Annotated in this window: 19 protein-coding genes; 12 read left to right on the forward strand and 7 right to left on the reverse strand. The window is 60.7% G+C overall.

Annotation, left to right across the window (positions count from 1 at the left end; genetic code table 11):
- Position 1 precedes the first annotated feature (1 nt).
- The 6 genes from BM175_RS20040 (at position 2) to BM175_RS20065 (ending at position 3,361) form a co-directional block, all read left to right on the forward strand.
- Entirely contained in the window at positions 2 to 502 is a 501-nt protein-coding gene (locus tag BM175_RS20040; RefSeq protein WP_090966268.1) for a DUF1993 domain-containing protein, read from the forward strand.
- A gap of 50 nt (positions 503 to 552) precedes the next feature.
- The gene (locus BM175_RS20045) at positions 553 to 1,770 is read left to right on the forward strand and encodes a multidrug effflux MFS transporter (protein WP_175526938.1); all 1,218 of its coding nucleotides are present in this window, start codon (positions 553 to 555) and stop codon (positions 1,768 to 1,770) included.
- A 91-nt stretch (positions 1,771 to 1,861) separates the two neighbouring features.
- A complete protein-coding gene (locus BM175_RS20050) occupies positions 1,862 to 2,344 on the forward strand; it encodes a hypothetical protein (protein ID WP_139224720.1) in 483 nt (160 codons plus the stop codon).
- Between the two features lie 276 nt (positions 2,345 to 2,620).
- Positions 2,621 to 2,827, forward strand: coding sequence for a hypothetical protein (locus tag BM175_RS20055; protein WP_090966274.1), 207 nt, complete (start codon positions 2,621 to 2,623; stop codon positions 2,825 to 2,827).
- Between the two features lies 1 nt (position 2,828).
- Positions 2,829 to 3,026 (forward strand): hypothetical protein, encoded by a 198-nt coding sequence (locus tag BM175_RS20060; RefSeq protein WP_090966276.1) that lies wholly within the window; start codon positions 2,829 to 2,831, stop codon positions 3,024 to 3,026.
- Positions 3,023 to 3,361 (forward strand): DUF3768 domain-containing protein, encoded by a 339-nt coding sequence (locus BM175_RS20065; RefSeq protein ID WP_090966278.1) that lies wholly within the window; start codon positions 3,023 to 3,025, stop codon positions 3,359 to 3,361. The genes BM175_RS20060 and BM175_RS20065 overlap by 4 nt, the downstream gene beginning before the upstream one ends.
- Before the next feature lie 15 nt (positions 3,362 to 3,376).
- Here the strand turns inward: BM175_RS20065 and arsK are convergent, their stop codons facing one another.
- From arsK to BM175_RS20095, 6 genes are read right to left on the reverse strand one after another with little or no spacing between them, the layout of a single operon-like run.
- A complete protein-coding gene (gene arsK / locus BM175_RS20070) occupies positions 3,377 to 4,612 on the reverse strand; it encodes an arsenite efflux MFS transporter ArsK (protein ID WP_090966280.1) in 1,236 nt (411 codons plus the stop codon).
- The gene (locus tag BM175_RS20075) at positions 4,609 to 5,919 is read right to left on the reverse strand and encodes an arsenic transporter (protein WP_090966282.1); all 1,311 of its coding nucleotides are present in this window, start codon (positions 5,917 to 5,919) and stop codon (positions 4,609 to 4,611) included. The genes arsK and BM175_RS20075 overlap by 4 nt, the downstream gene beginning before the upstream one ends.
- 14 nt (positions 5,920 to 5,933) lie before the next feature.
- On the reverse strand, positions 5,934 to 6,659 hold the full coding sequence (arsH, locus tag BM175_RS20080; protein ID WP_090966284.1) for an arsenical resistance protein ArsH: 726 nt from the start codon (positions 6,657 to 6,659) through the stop codon (positions 5,934 to 5,936).
- Positions 6,656 to 7,069, reverse strand: a complete 414-nt coding sequence (gene arsC, locus BM175_RS20085) for an arsenate reductase (glutaredoxin) (protein WP_090966286.1) — start codon at positions 7,067 to 7,069, stop codon at positions 6,656 to 6,658. The genes arsH and arsC overlap by 4 nt, the downstream gene beginning before the upstream one ends.
- Entirely contained in the window at positions 7,066 to 7,593 is a 528-nt protein-coding gene (locus tag BM175_RS20090) for an arsenate reductase ArsC (RefSeq protein WP_090966288.1), read from the reverse strand. Before BM175_RS20090 ends, arsC begins: the two co-directional genes overlap by 4 nt.
- The gene (locus BM175_RS20095) at positions 7,586 to 7,942 is read right to left on the reverse strand and encodes an ArsR/SmtB family transcription factor (RefSeq protein ID WP_090966290.1); all 357 of its coding nucleotides are present in this window, start codon (positions 7,940 to 7,942) and stop codon (positions 7,586 to 7,588) included. The genes BM175_RS20090 and BM175_RS20095 overlap by 8 nt, the downstream gene beginning before the upstream one ends.
- 165 nt (positions 7,943 to 8,107) lie before the next feature.
- Here BM175_RS20095 and BM175_RS20100 point away from each other — a divergent pair, with 165 nt between their 5' ends.
- A complete protein-coding gene (locus BM175_RS20100; RefSeq protein ID WP_244546094.1) occupies positions 8,108 to 8,668 on the forward strand; it encodes a LexA family protein in 561 nt (186 codons plus the stop codon).
- A gap of 4 nt (positions 8,669 to 8,672) precedes the next feature.
- Complete coding sequence (locus BM175_RS20105) at positions 8,673 to 9,950, forward strand: Y-family DNA polymerase (RefSeq protein WP_175526939.1); 1,278 nt, start codon at positions 8,673 to 8,675, stop codon at positions 9,948 to 9,950.
- 23 nt (positions 9,951 to 9,973) lie between these two features.
- Here BM175_RS20105 and BM175_RS20110 read toward each other — a convergent pair whose 3' ends face one another.
- Entirely contained in the window at positions 9,974 to 11,986 is a 2,013-nt protein-coding gene (locus BM175_RS20110) for an AAA family ATPase (protein ID WP_244546095.1), read from the reverse strand.
- 198 nt (positions 11,987 to 12,184) lie between these two features.
- Between BM175_RS20110 and BM175_RS20115 the strand changes: the two genes are divergently transcribed.
- From BM175_RS20115 to BM175_RS20130, 4 genes are all read left to right on the forward strand, one after another.
- Positions 12,185 to 13,354, forward strand: a complete 1,170-nt coding sequence (locus tag BM175_RS20115) for a Swt1 family HEPN domain-containing protein (RefSeq protein ID WP_090966294.1) — start codon at positions 12,185 to 12,187, stop codon at positions 13,352 to 13,354.
- Between the two features lie 168 nt (positions 13,355 to 13,522).
- On the forward strand, positions 13,523 to 14,911 hold the full coding sequence (locus BM175_RS20120; protein WP_244546096.1) for a chromosomal replication initiator DnaA: 1,389 nt from the start codon (positions 13,523 to 13,525) through the stop codon (positions 14,909 to 14,911).
- A 129-nt stretch (positions 14,912 to 15,040) separates the two neighbouring features.
- Positions 15,041 to 15,631 (forward strand): recombinase family protein, encoded by a 591-nt coding sequence (locus BM175_RS20125; RefSeq protein ID WP_090966298.1) that lies wholly within the window; start codon positions 15,041 to 15,043, stop codon positions 15,629 to 15,631.
- Positions 15,631 to 16,056 (forward strand): hypothetical protein, encoded by a 426-nt coding sequence (locus tag BM175_RS20130; RefSeq protein ID WP_090966300.1) that lies wholly within the window; start codon positions 15,631 to 15,633, stop codon positions 16,054 to 16,056. The genes BM175_RS20125 and BM175_RS20130 overlap by 1 nt, the downstream gene beginning before the upstream one ends.
- The last annotated feature ends 196 nt before the right edge of the window (positions 16,057 to 16,252 follow it).

Here is a 16,252-nt window from a genome sequence, read left to right on the forward strand (position 1 = left end):
GATGTACGCGCAGATCACGCAATTCACCAAGATGCTCCGCACCCTCTCCCGGCTTCTGGACAAGGCGCAGCAGCACGCTGCGGCGAACAACCTGGCGCCGGACGCGCTGCTGAACGCCCGTCTGGCACCCGACATGCGGCCGCTCACGAGCCAGGTTCAGATGGCCTGTGACACGGCGAGACTCGCAGCCTCGGTCCTGAGCGGCAAACCGATCCCGGTCTACGAGGACACCGAGACGACGATCCCGGAGCTCAAGACCCTGATCGAAAAAACGGTCGCGTATGTCGCATCGATCGAGGAAAGCGACTTCGCCGGCTGGGAAGAGCGGATCGTGGCGCCTCCAGGCTGGTCCGGCGCCTTTCTGGGAAAGGACTACTTCTACCAGCACGGCGTCCCGAACTTCTACTTCCACACGGTCACGGCCTATGACATCCTGCGGCACAAGGGCGTCCGGATCGGAAAGATGGACTACATCGGGCAGCTGCCGTTCCTGCAACGATAGTCGAACACGCGCGGTCGCCACCCTACCCATTCCATATGAAATCATCCGAGATGACATCCCAAGCCAACGCGCATGGCGAAAGTCCCACGTCGTTCAGAAAGGAGGCGCTGATACTGGGACTGGTGTCGCTCGCGGGTCCTCTCGCGATGAACATGTACGTGCCCGCCTTTCCCGAAATGGCCAAGGCGCTGGGTACGACCAGCGCCACGATCCAACTCAGCCTGACGAGCTATCTGGCGGCCCTCGCCGTCGGACAAAACATCTTCGGTCCGGTCTCCGACCGGTTCGGGAGAAAGCCGGCGCTCTACGCGGGGCTGCTGCTCTTCATCGTCTCGTCGATCGGGGCAAGCCTGGCCGCCGCCGCCGAGGCACTGATCGTATGGCGGTTCCTACAGGGGATCGGGGCCTGCGCCGCCATGGCCGTACCGCGAGCGCTGATCAGGGACCGCTACACCGGGTCGACCGCCGCGCGAATGATGTCGCTCATGGTCCTCGTCATCTCGATCGGGCCCCTGATCTCGCCGCTGGCGGGCACGGCTCTCGTCGAGGTCTACGGATGGACATCGATCTTCTGGTTCCTGACCGCCGCAGGTGTGGTCGCGCTCGCGCTCGTCGTCACGCAGGTCCCGGAAACGCTCCCAGTGGCTAGCCGCGTCTCGGGAATGGCCACCCTGCGGGGCTACGGCTTGCTTCTACGAGACCGAAGCTTCATCTGCGCCGCTTTGATGATCGGCTTAGCCCAGGCCACGTTCTTCGCATACGTTTCGGGGGCACCGTTCGTCTTCATGACGATCTATGAACTGACCCCGCTGCAATTCAGCATGGTCTTCGGATTTTCGGCCGTCATGTGGTCCGGTTCGGCACAGTTGTCCGGTCCGTTCATGGACCGGTTCGGAGCCGCGCGCCTGCTCGGCTACTGCGTCGGCGCGAATGCCGTTCTGACGTCTGCGCTTCTTGTCGTTGGTCTGCTCGACCTCGGTGGCATGCTGGTGCTGATCCTCGGCGTCGCCATGGTCTTGTTCTCAATGGGTATTCTGGTGCCTGTCGGCACGGTCATGGCCCTGCATGCCCACGGCGCGGCCGCAGGCTCCGCCTCCGCGATCCTGGGAACGGCGGGTTTCGCGGCGGGCGCTCTGGCAAGCTTCGTGGTGGCTGCAGCCGCAGACGGCACCGCGCTGCCGATGCTCGGAACCATGACCGCCTGCGCGCTGCTCTCAGCCGCCGCGGCGAGCGTTGCTTTAAAGTTCCGTCCCGCCGATCTCGGATGACCGGCGGCTCGCCCGTTCGGCTTCATAGCCGCCTTTGATCGACGCAGACGATCTGGTTTCCATCCGTTTGTGCCGTCCGTCATAAGCTGGCATGTCCCGCATTGACCCCCAGCTGACGCAACGCGGCTTCGCTGCCGAGCGGAGCTTCCGAGACTGGCTGGACGCATCGGTGGTGCCCCATCTGTACGTCGAGCAATCACCTGTGACGGTGCCGGCGCCCCTCAGAGGCCAGATCAAGCGGCCGGATTACCTGGTCGGTCTCCCCGGCGTCGGCCTGGTGGCCTTCGACGTGAAATCCAAGGAGCTGTTCAACGGCACCTTCCTGTTCGATCTCGACGAGGTGCGCCGGCTCGAAACCTTCGCCCGCCTGTTCCACCTCACCGTAATCTTCGCCTGTCTGCCGCCCTACGGAGGCGACCGCGCGTACTGGGTCCGGCTGGCGGACCTGCTGGCCCTTCCGGTCGAAAAGCGCGGCCTGACGCCCGTGGTGGCGTTGCCGCTCGCGCAAGCGGTCCCGGTGGATCTGACCCAGCCCTTCCACGCCGCGCTGGTGCAGCTGATAGCCCTGGCCTGAGGCTTCGGCCGTCATTCCGCTCAAACGCAACCACAGGCCCGTCTCGGCCTGCTGTGGGGTGTGTCGGTTGTCTCCCACTGTGCCGGCAGCCCCCGCGACCTGGTGTCGGGTGGTGATGCGACGGGTTCGGCGCCGGTCAAGCGGCGGCCCGCTCCTTCGCTGGCGCTCCCGTGTGGCCGCCTGACCACCGGCGGCTGACGCCTCCTCATACCGTCCCCTGGCCCTCCCGAACCGGTCGCGATGGTCGCGCCGGAACAACCAAAGGGAGACCGCCCAATGACAAACCCCAAGAGCAACACCCGGCCAAGCCACGCCGTCTACGTGATCGAGGGTGACGGCCCCAGCGCCTTCTGGACCAAGGTCGGCAGCGCCTGGGCGCACAACGATGGTGACGGGTTCAATATCCAACTGACCGCCCTGCCCCTCACCGGCCGCCTCGCCGTCCGCAAGGCCAAGCCGCAGAGCGACACGGAGGGCCGCTAGCGTGGCCATCCGCAAATCCTACCGCGTGTTCATCCACGAATGGTTTGTCTACAGCGCCGTGATCGAGGCTGAGAGCCTGGAAGCGGCGATCAAGATCGCCGACGCCCAGTTCGAGGCCGAAGGCTCGGAAAGTTTCAAGTACTGGAATAGCGGTCGTGACGACAGCCATGGCGACGAGGCCGGGGAGGCAGGCCAATGAGTACCGCCCGGATCCGGGCGCTCAACGACGCCCTGCGCCAGTCGATCCCGTTCCAGCCTGCGAAACCCGACATGATCATCATCACCGCTGGGGTCAGCGCCCTCGACAACCTCACCCAGCTGGCGGTGATGTTCCGGGTCCGTGAGTTCGACGCCTTCACTCCCGACAACGACCCTCACGAGGAGCACGATTTCGGCAGCTTCGAGCTGTGCGGCACGCGCTACTTCTGGAAGATCGACTATTACGACCTGGCGCGCGAGATGCACTCGCCCGACGCCGCCGATCCGTCGGTCACCAGCCGGGTACTGACCGTCATGCTCGCCAGCGAATACTGAACGATCCTGGGCCGCTCATGGCGGCCCGTCGTTTGCTTCGCGCAGAACGACCCGCGGGCCGGTCAGCAGGCCGACCGTGGCGAACGCCACGATGGCCCCGCAGCCGACGAACGCAGCGATCAGCAGGCCGCCCTGCGTGCCCAACCCGTCCGCCGCCAGAGCGAACGCGAACGGCGCAATTGAGCCGACCACCAGCCGGATCGAAGTCACCCGCCCTTGCAGCGCGCCGTAGCCATCGGCGCCGAACAGAGCGAGCGGCAGCGTGCCCCCAACAATGCTGTAAAGCCCATTGCCGAGGCCAAACAGGGCCGCGAACACGGCGGCCCCGGCGGTCGACGGGGCCGTGGCGGCCAGCAGCACCAGCGATGCCGGCAGCAGCGCGGCCGAGATCACGGCCAGCGCCAGCGGCGACAGATCGCGGCCGAACACCATCAGTGTGAACCGTCCGGCGACCTGGGCGGGACCGAATACGGCACTGACCATCACGCCTGCGAGCCCGAGACCCAACGCGGTCAGGATCGGCAGCATGTGGATCAGGACCGAGGACACCACCAGGCTCTGACAGGCAAAGCCTAGGCCCATCAGCAGGAACGCCCGCCCCCGCAGTGCCGGCGGGATAAGCCCCTTCACAGGTACAGGCGGCGCCAGCGGTTTCGCCGCGTCGGGTGTTAACGGCATCGTTTTGGGCCGCCTTGCCAGCCACAGGTGGATCGGCAGGCAGATCACCAGGTTCAGTGCGGCAAACACCAGATAGACCGCCTGCCACGACAGCGCCGCATGCAGCCATGTGGTCAGCGGCCAGAACAGGGTCGAGGCGAACCCGGCGATCAGGGTCAGGTACAGGATGCTGCGCTGGGCCGTGGCCGGGTGCCTCTGGACCAGCAGCGGAAAGGCCGCCCCATACTGCACAAAGGTCGAGGCGACCTCGATGGCGACCAGCGCCAGCACGAACGCCGGAGCTGCCGGAGCCAGAGCTGCCGCCACCAACGCCGTTGCGGCGGCCAGCGATCCCACCGCCATGACGCGACCGGCGCCGAAACGGTCGAGCCAGCGCCCGGTCCAGGGCGCGACCAGCCCCCCGGCCAGCAGCGCGGCCGACAGGGCGCCAAACACCCATTCGACCGGCCAGCCCACGTCGTGCGCCATGGCGGGCGCCAGAGTGCCGAAGCTGTAATAGAGGGTGCCGTAGCCGACGATCTGGCTTACGCCGAGGGCGGCAATGTCCGCCCAGGCGCCGCGCGGCGCGCTCATTGGGCCGAAACGAGCGGCAGCCACGCCCACAGCGCCAGCAGCGTGACCAGCAGCACCGGCGGCGTCAGCACCAGGCCAACCTTCATGTATTGGCCCCAGGTGATCCGCTGACCCTTCCCGGCCAGGACATGCAGCCACAGCAGGGTTGCCAGCGAACCGATCGGTGTGAACTTTGGCCCGAGGTCATTCCCGATGACGTTGGCATAGACCATCAGCTCCTGCGTGAGCGGTGCCACGTCGGCCCGGTCGATCGCGAGAGCGCCCACGAGCGTTGCCGGCATGTTGTTCATGACCGAGGCCAGCAGGGCGACCAGCAGGCCAGTGCCCACCGTGGCGATCATGGACCCCTGCCCTGCCAGCCAGACCAGCACCCCAGCGGCCAGATCGGTCAGCCCGGCATTACCCAGGCCGTAAACCACCAGATACATGCCGATCGAGAACAGGACGATCTGCCAGGGCGCATCACGCAGCACCTTGGGCACCGACACGATGGCCCCCCGCCCACCGGTAAACCAACGTCCGGCAATGGCGACCAGAACCAACGCCGCCGCGCCGGTCACGAAGGCGATCGGCACGCCCAATGGGCCGGTGACGAAGTAGGCGACCAGCAGCAGCCCGAGCAGCGGAAAGGCTGCCCGGAACACCTGCGGATCGCGGATGGCCGCCTGCGGGGCTTCCAGGCTGGCCAGGTCATAGGACGCGGGCACGTCGCGCCGGAAATACAGCCACAGTACCGTGAGCGTGGCGGCCAGTGAGACCAGGTTGACCGGCACCATGACGGCGGCGTAGCGGCCGAACGAGACGCCGAAGTAGTTGGCGGTGACGATGTTGACCAGGTTGGAAATGATCAGCGGCAGGCTGGTGGTGTCGGCCACGAAGCCGCACGCGACGATGAAGGCCAGCGCCCCAGCAGGCGGGAAGTTTAGGCGCAACAGGATGGCCAGCACGATCGGCGTCAGCAGCAGCGCGGCGCCATCGTTGGCGAAAAAGGCCGCGATGACCGCGCCCAGGACCACGATCAGCGGGAACAGCCGGCGGCCATTGCCGCCGCCCCAGCGGGCGACGTGCAGCGCCGCCCAGGCGAAAAACCCGGCTTCATCCAGGATCAGCGAGATGACGATCAGCGCCACGAACGTGAACGTGGCATCCCACACGATATGCCAGACGGTGCCCACGTCGGCCCAGCCGACCACCCCGGCCGCGAGCGCGACCGCCGCCCCACCAAGGGCCGACCAGCCGATGCCCAGCCCCTTCGGCTGCCAGATGACGAGAACGAGGGTGGCGACGAAGATCGCAAGGGCGAGCATAGGGATTAGGGCTTTCAGAGGGTCTTTTGGTTGACGCGCTTGGACAATTCTTCGGCGGTCTCGACCCGCTCGGAATAGCGGTCGGTGAGGTAGCTCGAGCGCCCGCGCACCAGGTACGTGAACTTGACCAGCTCCTCGCAGACATCGACCACGCGCAGGTAGTAGCTGGACGGCTTCATGCGGCCCGCCTCGTCGAACTCGAGGAAGGCCTTAGCGACCGACGACTGGTTGGGAATGGTGACCATGCGCATCCAGCGGCCGAGAATGCGCATCTGATTGACCGCGTTGAACGACTGCGAGCCGCCGGACACTTCCATGACGGCGAGCGTTTTGCCCTGGGTCGGCCGCTTGGCGCCCAATGCTAGCGGTATCCAGTCGATTTGGGCCTTCATGATGCCGGTCATGGCGCCGTGGCGCTCAGGACTGACCCAGACCATGCCCTCGGACCAGTCGGCCAGGTCGCGCAGCTCGCGCACCTTGGGATGATCCGGCTCGACCGCATCGGGCAGCGGCAGGCCGCGCGGGTCGAAGGTACGGACCTCGCAGCCGTACCAGCGCAGCAGGCGGCCCGCTTCCTCGGACAGCAGCCGGGAATAGGACCGCTCGCGCACCGACCCGTACAGGACCAGGATGCGGGGTGCGTGGCGCGGCCCGTCCGGCCCCGCCAGCGCGTCCACGTCGATCGGCGCCAACAGCGACAGGTCGATGTTGGGCAGGTCCAGGGCCTGCGGGTCGGTCATGCGCTGGTCCCCGGTGCCGCGACCACTTCGCCATCTTCCTTGGTGAAGGTGGCGACCGGGCTGGCCAGCAGCGGCAGCACGGCTTCCGATGGCCGACACAGGGCCGCGCCCTTGTCGGTGACGACGATCGGGCGATTGATCAGAATGGGATGCGCCATCATGGCATCGAGCAGCTGGTCATCGCACAAGCTGGGATCGGCTAGCCCCAGCTCAGCGTAGGGCGTGCCCTTCTCGCGCAGCAGCTGGCGCGGGCTCAGACCCATCAGGCCCAATAGCTCGACCAGGCGCGCGCGCGTCGGCGGGTTTTGCAGGTACTCGATGACCTCCGGTTCCTCACCGGAGGCCCGGATCATCGCCAGAGTGTTGCGCGAGGTGCCGCAGGCCGGGTTGTGATAGATGGTGACGCTCATGCGACCTCCGCACGAGGCGACGAGGCACCTTCCATCTGACCGATTTCACGGACTTTGGCGGTCAGGCTCGACTGCGCGAGCGTGGCGATCGGCAGGGCCGTAAACGCCTCGATGCGGTTCTGCATGTAGCGGAGCGCCTGCGTGAACGCAGCGCGCTTCCACATGTCGCCCCGGTCCTCAAGGCTCGGGTCCTCGATACCCCAATGGCCGGTGACCGGCTGCCCCGGCCATATCGGGCAGGCTTCACCCGCCGCCTGGTCACAGACCGTGAACACAAAATCCATGCGCGGCGCGCCAGGCACTGCGAACTCGTCCCAGGATTTCGAGCGCATGCCGTCGTTCGGAAAACCGAACTCCGCAAGCACGTCCAGGGCCATCGGGTTCACTACGCCCTTGGGCTGGCTTCCCGCCGAAAAGGCCTGGAAGCGACCGGCACCGACCTTGCGCAGGATACCCTCGGCCAGGATCGAGCGGGCTGAATTGCCCGTGCACAGAAACAGCACGTTGTAGACGTGATCAGTCATGACGAACCTCCTTCGGTGGGCAGCAGGGGATGAGATTGGCCACCAGCGGCGCGCAGATTTCCGGATGACCGGCGCAGCAATCCTTGAGCAGGAAGCCGACCACCTCACGCAGGTGATCCAGAGCCGCGCGGTAGACGATCGAGCGAATGTGCCGCTCGGACTGCACCAGGCCCGCCCGTGTCAGCACCGCGAGGTGCGTGGACATGGTGTTGTGCGGCACGTCGAGCAGGCGCGCGATTTCACCAGCGGGCAGACCATCCGGCTCATGCATCACCAGTGTGCGGAAGGCGTCCAGCCGGGTCGGCTGGGCCAGCGCCGCCAGGGCGTCAATGGTTTCTATCTTGTCCATATGTCGAGATATACCGACATATGGAATGCTGGCAAGGGTTTCTGGCGCCGCTCGCGCATAGGCCGTGCAAAACTGCCTCACCCTTGGGCACAACCTTGGCCGCACCTCTGGAACCTTCGCCGTTCCTATGGTTTCTGTAACAGAAATCAAAAGGAGGGTTGCACGATGGAACGGGGCGAACGACGGGGCGGACCGCGCATCAATTCCGGGCGGCCCAAGGGTGCCGGCACCCGCGTTGTGCGCCTGAAGGTGCCCATTGCGCAGATCGCCAGGCGCATGAATGAGCGCGGGTTTCGCGCGGGCGACGTGAACGCCTTTCTGGACGTGGACCCCCGTTCGGCGCTGGCCATCCCTCTCATGAGTTCCAGGGCGTCGTGCGGGTTTCCCTCCCCGGCCGACGACTACATGGAGGACCCGATCGACTTCAATCAGCTGATCGTGAGCAACCCGGCCGCCACCTTCGCGGTGGTCGTGGCCGGTGAGAGCATGACCGGCGCCGGCATCTTTCCGAACGATATCGCCGTGATCGACCGCTCGCGTGGGCCGACGCATGGGTGTGTGGTGCTGGCCTGCTACAACGGTGAGTTCACAATCAAGCGGTACCTGGTCCGCGAGGGTGTCATCACGCTCAAGGCGGAAAACCCCGCGTTTCCCAACATCACGATCGGCGATGACTGCGAGTTCGAGGTGTGGGGCGTCCTGACCCGCTCCGTGCGCTCATTCTAGGGCCATGGAAGCCCCTAAGAGCGCGTCCTGCCTGTTTGCCCTGGTGGACTGCAACAACTTCTACGCCTCGTGCGAGCGGCTGTTTCAGCTTGAGCTACGCGGCAAGCCGGTGGTGGTGCTGTCCAACAACGACGGGTGCGTGATCGCCCGCTCGAATGAGGCCAAGGCCCTAGGGATCGTCATGGGCGACCCCTGGCACCTGCGGCGCAAGGATTTCGAGAAATGGGGCGTGATCGTGCGCTCGAGCAATTACACCCTGTATGGCGACATCAGCGGGCGCGTCATGCGCACCCTGTCCAATTTCACGCCCGAGCTGGAGATCTACAGCATCGACGAGGCGTTTTTGAACCTCGCCGGCTTTGCCGATCCCGAGGAACACAGCCGCGTCATGCGGGCCACGGTGCTGCAATGGACTGGCATTCCCGTGTCGGTCGGGATCGCTCCCACAAAGGTGCTGGCCAAGGTGGCCAACCGTCTCTCGAAGAAGGACCCCGCCAGCGGCGGCGTCATGATGCTGGCCGACGAGGCCGCGCAGACGGCCGCGCTGGCCAAGATCGAGCTAACGGACGTGTGGGGCATCGCCACGCGCATGGCCGCCCGCCTGAATGAGCTGGGCATCCGCACGCCGCTAGAGCTGCGGGCGGCCGACCCGAAAAAGGTACGGTCGAGTTTTGGCGTGGTCATGGAGCGGATGGTCTACGAGCTGCGGGGCGTCTCGTGCCTGTCGCTTGAGGAGCATTCGCCCGACCGGCAGAACATCATGGCGTCCCGGTCCTTCGGCCGCCCGGTCGAGGACCTGGACGAAATGCGCGAGGCCGTGGCGGCCTATATGAGCCGCGCGGCCGAGAAGATGCGCCGGCAAGGGCTGGTGACGGCCGCTATCACCGTGTTCGTCAACACGAACCGTTTCCGGGTCGAGGACGCCCAATACTACGGGACGCAGACCGTCCGCCTGCCCGTGGCAACGGCAGACACCGCGAAGTTGATCCGGGCGGCCGACCAGGGCCTCCGGCGCATTTGGCGGCCCGGTTTCAGCTACAAGAAAGCCGGCGTTATGTGTCTGGACCTGCACCGGGCCGATACCCTGCAGAACAGCCTGTTTCACCAGCCCGACGATCCCGGCCGGGTCGAGCTGATGCGGCTGATGGACGGGCTGAACAAGCGGTTCGGGCGGGGCAAGGTGCATTTCGCGGCGACCGGCACCAAGCAGGAATGGAAGCTGCGGGCCGAGCATATGTCGGCCCGTTACACCACCAATCTCAAAGAGCTTTTACGGGTGTAACAGAAAGGCCCAATAGCAGCACATTATGCAGCAGGGGGGTTGGTGATCATTCTGAATACATCAAAGACACCACCAAAGGCGCTTCGATCAAAGTTTGATGACAACTCTGCATTATGGATAATATGAGTTACGAATAGAGCTTTTGAGAGAGCGACAGGCTCACCCTCACCGTTCTTAATGTCATTGACATTACTGTCATGGACTTTCTTTTCTAGTTCTTCTTCTGCAATAGGAGCAGCAAGCGCCTTAAAAGAGGCTTTGTTGGTCGTAAGGCTTACGGCCTTCTCAACTTCATTTGTAAACCACAAGCGCTTTCCAGTAGCCGGATCAACTGTCCTTAAGTCATCATCGGTGTAATAGAACTCAATAGATATGTTTTTGTATTCGGTTCTGTGTGGCGGGACAGGCAAGCAAAGGGAATATACACGGTTACCTTGACTTTTAAATAGGTCCGGAGCACCAGACATTGTTTCGATTATTTCCTTTTTATCCCTATCAAAAACAAATATGAGATCCCGCTTTTGCGGCAGTAGCGCAATGCTGTCGCACATTTGCTTGAGCTTTGTATCTCCCATGGTTATTGGGTCTTCAAACTCGAAGAATTCAACATCTACGTCAGCATAATTCCCGTTTGTGTGAGCTATTTCCAAAGCATTTTTTATATGCTGCCAGTCAGTCTTACCCTCAGTAATGACAATAGGCTTGCCATCTTCGGAAATTGCTTTCGTAAGTTCCTCATACCGATCCTTAAATTGTGCGTTCTTCTCGATAAATACGTTATAACTTTCCTGAAACTCGATAAAATCTTCTGGTGCAATCTTATTACCGATTGGCAGGCTGATAATGTCAGTTACACCAGTTTCCTGCATTCCCAGCACAAAGAATGGCGAATGCGTAGTGACTATGAACTGGACTTTTGGGAAACGACGTATAATCGCCGGCAAAACCGATTTTTGAAAACTGATGTGCAAGTGCAGGTCGATTTCATCGATAAGCACAATTCCAGTTACGTCGTTCAGTGAGGCGGGCGGGGCACCCTTCACCATTTCAAAGACACGTATGATCTCGGTCGCTAATGCAATAGTCATCAGTTCTCCTGAAGACATCATACCGATATCGGGAGCGACGGTAGTTTCCTGTTCTCCTTCTCGTGTTACAAATACACCTATGTTCCTATCTCCTTTTGTGCCAATTCCCAGCCTAGCGCCAATAAGAGTAGGGTCTTTTGCCTTCATCATTTCAAAAAGTATTTGATTGACCAGCTCAAATAGCTTCGCATTTGGGCCACTATACCCCAGAAATACGTTAATCGTGCCTTGGCCTTGATTTTGTAGCCCAAGAGATTGGTATGGAAGCGACACAAGCTGCTTATCGTATAATTCACGATCTAGAAGGACATTCAGTATCCATTTTCGAGTTTCCTCAATGATACTTGTCCTTACGGGGCTTACCGCCGAGTACCCGTGATAGTTGGTCTCACGAGAAAAGTCTATTTTAGCGGTCTCTGCGAGCCATGCAGCCTTCTCATACCTAAAATAGGGAAAGTACAAAAAGTTTTCTGACGCGACATCTTTTTTCAGAGCTTCAGGAACTTGAGCCTGCTTATAAAAGCCGCCCTCACTCCACCCTTGGTCACCACCGACAATGGCCGCAACATTCGGAAATTCTGCCTGAATTTGTGCAGCGTCGCCAACTCCGATCACTTCTCGGAATGTTGTCTCAGCCTCATTAGCGGCCATAATCACTTCTGAAATACTATATTTGAAGCCGTGCCTTACATACCTCCTTGCAGATAGTTTTAAATATCCGTCACCTTCGACTTCAGGGATCTTATTGAAGACCCCTCTTCGCATTTCTGTTATCGCGTCTATGACGATAGAAAGCGTGAGAGATTTACCGGCTCCATTCTGGCCGACGAGTACCAGAGGTACCGGGCTGCCCTCCTCGGTAAACCGAGGCTCAAGCTTCAACTCAGCAAGCGGGCCGACATTTTGGGCATAGATGCGTTTTACGTACATGCCAGCAGCATCAACCACAGCGTGTCGGCGAGCAATGCCTAATTTGGTCCGCTTCGGCGAAAATCGAAGGATTGAGCGACCCAAGCTCTGTTGCGTAACTCATGAATTATGGACTAGTGCCAACGCTCTGATTTCGCGTCGATTTCTTGGTTCATATGTCCGGTGAATCAAAGGGCTCCTAGGCCAATCATTCTGAATGGTGATATCCATCACCCTATGAACGACGATCTCGAAAAGCTGATGCGCGGTGGCGCTAGGTCAGAACTCGAAAGGCTGTATCAGCAGCAGCTAGAGAGCCGTCAACTTCTCGAGCAGCACTACCAGCCCTTGTCACGTGAGGCCTTGGGTTTGGGCAACATGGATCGTCTCAGCGAAGCCCTCGCGGGCGCTCGTGCCACGCTTCAACCACCTGGCTTCATAGAGGCCATCAGAGCGATGAATGACCGCCAGAACCAGATGTTGGAAGGCATCAGGGGCATTCACGAGCTGGGCAGGTACAGCTTACCCAAGGTTCCAGATCTGGCCGGCATTATGCCGAAGATCCCCGACCTCAAACATCTCTACCCCAACCCATTTCCAGGCAGTCAGCTGCGTGAGGCCATGGAGCGGATGACGACGCCTTGGGCAGACCAGCATCGTCTGCTCGAGTCTGTTACTGGCTTCGCGCGCCTGCAGGGGATCGGGCATGCGATCAATGGCCTGCAGCCGTTCCACCGGGACCTTACGTCCGCTCTGCGCCGTGATTTAGGCGACTGGCGCGACCCCATCACTTGGCCGTCGGTTCTAGCCGTGCCGGAGCGAAGGCTTGAACTGTACGTCGAGCGGGGCTTCGACCCAGCGCTGACGGACTTTTCCCCGGAGGCCTTCACCGAAAGTGCCGTGATCGCCGGACTGGGCCACGTGGAGGTCCGTCGTGCAAGGGATATGGAGGTCGTCGCCGAAGATGCTGACGATGCGGATGACGAAGATCAGCTGCGTACCGAAACAGCCTTCCAGCATCTGCACCGCATGGAAGTGAAGCTGCGACGGTTCATTGAAAACGTCATGGCGGCCGCGCATGGACCTGATTGGCCACGACACCGACTGGCCCCGCAGACGCTCGAGGCCTGGGAATTCAAAAAGCAGAAGGCTGAGGATGAGGGTGGACCTGTTTACCCGCTGATTTTCTATGCCGACTTCATGGACTACCAGGCCATCATCTGCCGATCAGACGACTGGAAGAACATTTTCGCGCCGATTTTTAAGCGTAAGGAGAGTGTGCGCGAGACGTTTCAACGCCTGCATCCCGTGCGACTTGCAACCATGCACGCGCGCTTCGTCACGCCTGACGATGCGTTGTTTCTGATGGCTGAAACGCTGAGGATCATGCGGGCAATCAGCCGATAGATACCCCTCGCTTAGCCGCTCGAGAGTTACACTGATTGTGGAAAACCGGGCTGAAATTTTTCAAAGCCTAGGTTGGGCACAATCACACATAGCACTGTCTGCTTCTGCCGGTTATTGTGAGGAATGGCTCGAGTACAAAACCCCACTCTATTTTCTGCGTATTTTGGAGTGCCCGCAGCAGCACTGAAAGCTGCTGGCTTGGTGGATCCATTCCTTGACGCCGATGTTCCCTTATTCATAGACCCAGTTCTTCTGGAAAAATCTAGCAACGCGAAAATATCAATTAACGCTATTGCGCGGTTCAGGACTCATTTCCAGATTTTGGTGAGGATGCTCAGCCTCTCGAAATCTGAAAATGATGCCCCTTGGAAAGCTGCCCGCCGTCAGCTCAATCTTAATGAGCCGCCCGAAAACGGATTGGGCTATGGAGGAAGTGGGCGATCGGGAAGTTCCCGTCCTCATGATATTCGTGAGACGATCCTGCGCACCAGCAAAGAGATTATAACCCTTGGTGCAAGTGATCCAGAAATGATCTCGCTAATGGGCTTCTTCGAAGAGGACGTTGGGCCTGACACAATCAGCGATCTCACTACTAATGTAATTATTGAAGATCTCGCCGCGATCACTGAGGCGTTTTGCCTTGCCAACGGAATCTCTGTCTCGGAAAACCAGATCAGCGACAAACACAAGCTACCATTTTTTCAAAAGTCGGCCAGTCGTTCGGCTCCCGTCATACTTGTCCCTGAAGACATTGTTCGAGAGCTGCCTATTGCTAATGATTGGTCAGATATCGAGCGTGCTGCCATGGAAAATGTGCGCATCCGCGATCGCGTCAATCAGTTCTTGGGGACGATCGTCCGACCAACTGTTGGTGACCGTAAGCATGCTTTGCGGAATGCAGCACTAGGATCCCCGGAAGAGTTCGATTTCTTCCTTGCGGCTGTGAAAGAGAACGTAAGTAGCTACGATCCGAACTTGGACGCCCTTGGGTATTATCGTCTCAAGGGAATCATTTCTGAAGGCTTCGGTAATCTCAAGCAATCGTCGCCCTATGATCTCAAATTAGGACCTCATGAAATTATGCGGGTCGTTGGCGAGACAATCGCTCAATTCAAGCGCCACGTAGAAGACGGCAACCTTTGGGAAGAACTGTGGCTAGCCGACAAGCCAAAAAAAGAACGCGCATCTCAGCTTATCTATTATGCTATTGCTGATGCCTTCTGCAAAGCGAATGATCTAGACCTATCGCCAGAGGCTAACATGGGCGGCGGGCCGATCGACTTTAAATTTTCAAGCGGCTACGCATCGCGGGTGCTTGTCGAAATGAAACGATCTGGTGGCACTGTTGTGCACGGGTACGAAAAGCAACTAGAATTCTATAAGGCTGCGTCGCAAACAGATTTTGCGATATTCGTCGTGATTGATTACGGCGACATGGGCGGCAAACTGCAAGAAATCCAACGGATCCGCGATGCACGACTAGCTGCAGGCGAGCGGGCGTCAGAAATTATCGTCATCGATGCCACTCGAAAAGCCTCCGCCAGCAAGCGGCATTAATTATCCTTTAAACGTACGTTTGCGGGAACGTATTAAGTGGGAAGGCTTGCCCACGCATCCACAAGCTTGCGCTATTCCCGTAATATGTTCTTTTAATCTACGTTCCCTTGTGGTACATTTCCACGAGAAATGGGAACGCAATCACACCTTATCGGCTACGCTCGGGTCTCGACCCTGGATCAGAAGCCGGAACTGCAGCTCGATGCCCTCAAGGCAGCGGGCTGCACAAAGGTGTTCGTTGAGAAGGCGTCCGGCGCCAAGACCGAGCGCCCCCAGCTGCAGGCGGCGCTCGACTACATGCGCCCAGGCGACACGCTGGTGGTCTGGAAGCTCGATCGCCTCGCGCGCTCGCTCAAGCAGCTGATCGAGGTCGTCGGGGATCTGCGCGCCAAGGATATGGGGTTCCGATCGGTGACCGAGGCGATCGACACCACCACTGCCGCCGGCGAGCTGTTTTTCCATATCTTCGGCGCGCTGGCGCAGTTCGAGCGGTCGATCATCCGTGAGCGCACCAATGCCGGCCTCAAAGCCGCGCTGGCCAGGGGTCGCAAGGGTGGCCGTCGGCCGACCATCAAGGAGGATGACATCAAAGCAGCTGAAGCGCTGCTGCGGGATCCGGAGATCTCGGTGCGCAAGGCGGCCGAGAAGCTGGGCCTTAGCGTGTCGGCACTTTATCGGCATGCGCCCGGTCTGCGTGGCCGCGTGAAGGATCAGGGTTGATGCCTATCCGCCGCCACCTCAAGAACCTCTATCCGATCGACTGGGACCAGCTGTCCGACTGGGTGCGCTTCGTCCGTGCCGGTGGGCGCTGTGACCGCTGCAAGCGCCCGCACGGCCAGACCGTCAGCCATTTGGGCGACGGCCGCTGGTGGGACGAAACAGACCAGCTCTGGCGCGACGGACGCGGCCGTCCCCTGCCTCACCAAGCCGCGCTCACCTGCGAAGTGGTGGTCAAGACAACCAAGGTCTACCTGGCCGCAGCGCACCTCAACCATGACCGCAGCGACAGCCGGCCGAAGAACCTGCGCGCCTTCTGCCAGCGTTGCCATATGCTGCACGACAAGCCCGAGCACCTGCGTCAGCGGCAGATCACCTACCTAAAACGCCGCGCATTGGGCGACCTGTTCGATGGCCGGTATTTCTAAGTGGCCAGTGCGGCAGCACTCTTCAAACGTGTGGATTGCCGCCATTTTGAATTAAGAACACTTGGCGAACATCGACCGTCTGTGAGATAGTTGCCGCCTGAGCATTCGCCTTCATGTCGGCGGCTGGATTATCCAGCGCGTTCGAGGTGGAGTGCGGCGGCGAGGCGGTGGCGCAGGTCACGGTCTCCGCTGCGCA

It is taken from the genome of Aureimonas phyllosphaerae, from assembly GCF_900113065.1.
GTDB classification, from domain to species: domain Bacteria; phylum Pseudomonadota; class Alphaproteobacteria; order Rhizobiales; family Rhizobiaceae; genus Aureimonas; species Aureimonas phyllosphaerae.

Excerpts from the sequence above, each read along its gene's own strand:
- BM175_RS20050 (WP_139224720.1), top strand. The coding sequence starts at position 1,862 with ATGTCCCGCATTGACCCCCAGCTGACGCAACGCGGCTTCGCTGCCGAG.
- arsH (WP_090966284.1), bottom strand. The coding sequence starts at position 6,659 with ATGACCGACCCGCAGGCCCTGGACCTGCCCAACATCGACCTGTCGCTG.
- BM175_RS20130 (WP_090966300.1), top strand. The coding sequence starts at position 15,631 with ATGCCTATCCGCCGCCACCTCAAGAACCTCTATCCGATCGACTGGGAC.
- BM175_RS20125 (WP_090966298.1), top strand. The coding sequence starts at position 15,041 with ATGGGAACGCAATCACACCTTATCGGCTACGCTCGGGTCTCGACCCTG.
- BM175_RS20115 (WP_090966294.1), top strand. The coding sequence starts at position 12,185 with ATGAACGACGATCTCGAAAAGCTGATGCGCGGTGGCGCTAGGTCAGAA.
- arsC (WP_090966286.1), bottom strand. The coding sequence starts at position 7,069 with ATGAGCGTCACCATCTATCACAACCCGGCCTGCGGCACCTCGCGCAAC.
- BM175_RS20100 (WP_244546094.1), top strand. The coding sequence starts at position 8,108 with ATGGAACGGGGCGAACGACGGGGCGGACCGCGCATCAATTCCGGGCGG.
- BM175_RS20090 (WP_090966288.1), bottom strand. The coding sequence starts at position 7,593 with ATGACTGATCACGTCTACAACGTGCTGTTTCTGTGCACGGGCAATTCA.
- BM175_RS20095 (WP_090966290.1), bottom strand. The coding sequence starts at position 7,942 with ATGGACAAGATAGAAACCATTGACGCCCTGGCGGCGCTGGCCCAGCCG.
- BM175_RS20065 (WP_090966278.1), top strand. The coding sequence starts at position 3,023 with ATGAGTACCGCCCGGATCCGGGCGCTCAACGACGCCCTGCGCCAGTCG.
- BM175_RS20045 (WP_175526938.1), top strand. The coding sequence starts at position 553 with ATGACATCCCAAGCCAACGCGCATGGCGAAAGTCCCACGTCGTTCAGA.
- BM175_RS20075 (WP_090966282.1), bottom strand. The coding sequence starts at position 5,919 with ATGCTCGCCCTTGCGATCTTCGTCGCCACCCTCGTTCTCGTCATCTGG.
- BM175_RS20055 (WP_090966274.1), top strand. The coding sequence starts at position 2,621 with ATGACAAACCCCAAGAGCAACACCCGGCCAAGCCACGCCGTCTACGTG.
- BM175_RS20040 (WP_090966268.1), top strand. The coding sequence starts at position 2 with ATGTACGCGCAGATCACGCAATTCACCAAGATGCTCCGCACCCTCTCC.
- arsK (WP_090966280.1), bottom strand. The coding sequence starts at position 4,612 with ATGAGCGCGCCGCGCGGCGCCTGGGCGGACATTGCCGCCCTCGGCGTA.
- BM175_RS20105 (WP_175526939.1), top strand. The coding sequence starts at position 8,673 with ATGGAAGCCCCTAAGAGCGCGTCCTGCCTGTTTGCCCTGGTGGACTGC.